Genomic DNA, 2,032 nt, shown 5'->3' on the forward strand with positions numbered 1-2,032 from the left:
CGGCTTGCTTGAGGATGGCGATGATCTGGCTGTCGGTAAAACGGGACGTCTTCATGTAGAGCTTTCTGTTCTTAAGTAGAAAATTCTACTTCTAAACGCGCTCTTTCTGTGGGGGGATTACCGAATGTCTCTCGCTGGCTGCTAGAGGGGTATGCACGGGCTTTCGATGATGGCACCGGGTATTGCCGCGACCACGACTGGCAGAACCTTCTGGACCCACGATACGACGATATGGAGGAGATGACCGATCATGAGAACACGGCCATCATGGGGCCAGGCGTGATGTTTATTCCGCTTCCAGGCTCGCGCATGCTCGGCTATTCGGTTTGGGACGCTGATCGGGACGAGCCTACCACCAAGGTCCTTCGCTTTAACGGCCAACGCATGGGCCTGCGGACTCGCTGGGGACGATCCGAGCCGATCAAGGGCGGCTTGGGGCCCCGCCTGATAGACGTAGCCAAGAGCATCGAAGCGGACATTGTTTTGTTCGATCCAGATGATCCCGGCGAGGAGGATGAACAAGCCTGATTTCATCATGCCACTGTAGCGGCTAAGCCGGGCCGAGCCATTGCGAAATCGGTGCTCTCCCCGGATTGCAAAGCTGTACGCTGAGGTTTATCATTCCGCTCACGGAGCACCGGCCCGTGTCGCCCACTGGCAAAGCCGAAAACGGCCCGCAGCACAACTTAGTTTTTCGTACCTTTGCGCCGTCTACCCATGTCTGCGCGGGGAGTGGGCCTTCGCGCTTTTACATGGAGCTAGCCGTGCAGATCCCACTTCGTAGTCCAGAACTCGCTCGCCGCCAAACAGAACGGTACGACCGTATCGCACCGGATTGGCCGCACCATAAACGGCTCAAAGCGCAGGCCGTTCTATTCGGATATAACTCCTGGGAAGAACTCGTAGCATCGTGTCAGTCGAATGCGCCTGACTTTGTCTTCGACCAGGACATTGATCAGGCAGCCCGAGAACAACGGTGGTTACGGATGGCTGAGGCAGCATCGGCTGCGTTCAACATTGAACTTCCATACGCGCTTGATCTGGTGCACTTTGTAATGCCGACATGCGATCCTCAGCGGCCCAGGCCAGCGTGGTACGATCCGAACGACACCTTCAATCTTGCGCTCTCAAAGAAGGATGGCTTGTGGTGGTGTTGTGTAGGGGAGCACGGGCACCCATTTGTGCCGCCCGGCTTCGTCTTGCAGGAGGCAAGCCACGTGGCCGACGTAAGCGCTCAACGCCTCAACGATCCATACGGATTGCATCGGACAAGACGCTTGAAACACATCTGGGTTTTACTACCTAATGAAGGATTTGACGTCGGTGGAATACAGCCGATACACACCTACTTCCGCCGTGGCCAGTTGCTCGAGGTTGATCCGGTACCAATGGGAGACTTCCTCCGCGCACCCGCAAAGTACGCCGCTCAGCTCCGAGAGTTCTTTGATTATGCGTACCCAGACATTGGACAGGCTGAACAACACGCTTTGCTTAAAGGATGGCGCCAGGCTCTTAAAACACTCCATGTCGCCGCACAATTACCAGCAGCGTCCAGGCGGCGATGGATACAGCCGACGGTTTCCGCTCGTTGCGGAATCGGCAAGGATTGGTACTGGCCTCTGCAGCCACGTCCAGAAGGAGATGCGCTAGCGAACGCCGCCCGCTATGCGCATAAGGTTGATGCCGACATCCTGGACTACTGTGGAAGGGACCCCGGCTACATCGATATTTCTTAACGCCCAATAACTGCTGTCGCAGCTGTGTGGCCGAGGGACACCCTGCCGGCTCAGCGGCCGTGCCCGCAGCTTTCCTTCCGCAGTCTCTAGCTTGTACTTGTTTTTTTCCTGCTTGGCTGGGCTCGCCGTTGATTAGCGGTGTCACTGAGCCATCGAGTTTTGAAGTCAATGACTGGCTTTGTTGCACAAATCGGCCCATCAGCGGCCGAGGCGCAGCACGGGTAAACTGACGGCATGATTGCTCCCGTAAAGCTGAAGTACCGAACGACCAACTGGAAAGACTACAACGCGGCATT

General features: G+C 56.4%; 2 protein-coding genes. Both read left to right on the forward strand.

Annotated elements, in window-relative coordinates; all coding sequences use genetic code 11:
- Window positions 1–231: 231 nt before the first annotated feature.
- On the forward strand, window positions 232–528 hold the full coding sequence (locus tag J3U95_RS28155; protein ID WP_208281763.1) for a hypothetical protein: 297 nt from the start codon (window positions 232–234) through the stop codon (window positions 526–528).
- 236 nt (window positions 529–764) lie between these two features.
- The gene (locus J3U95_RS28160; RefSeq protein ID WP_208281764.1) at window positions 765–1,736 is read left to right on the forward strand and encodes a hypothetical protein; all 972 of its coding nucleotides are present in this window, start codon (window positions 765–767) and stop codon (window positions 1,734–1,736) included.
- The last annotated feature ends 296 nt before the right edge of the window (window positions 1,737–2,032 follow it).

Source organism: Massilia oculi, assembly GCF_017582745.1.
Taxonomy (GTDB): domain Bacteria; phylum Pseudomonadota; class Gammaproteobacteria; order Burkholderiales; family Burkholderiaceae_D; genus Telluria; species Telluria oculi_A.

What these genes read in the sequence shown, in the direction of transcription:
- J3U95_RS28155 (WP_208281763.1), top strand. Translation starts at nt 232, where the DNA reads ATGGAGGAGATGACCGATCATGAGAACACGGCCATCATGGGGCCAGGC.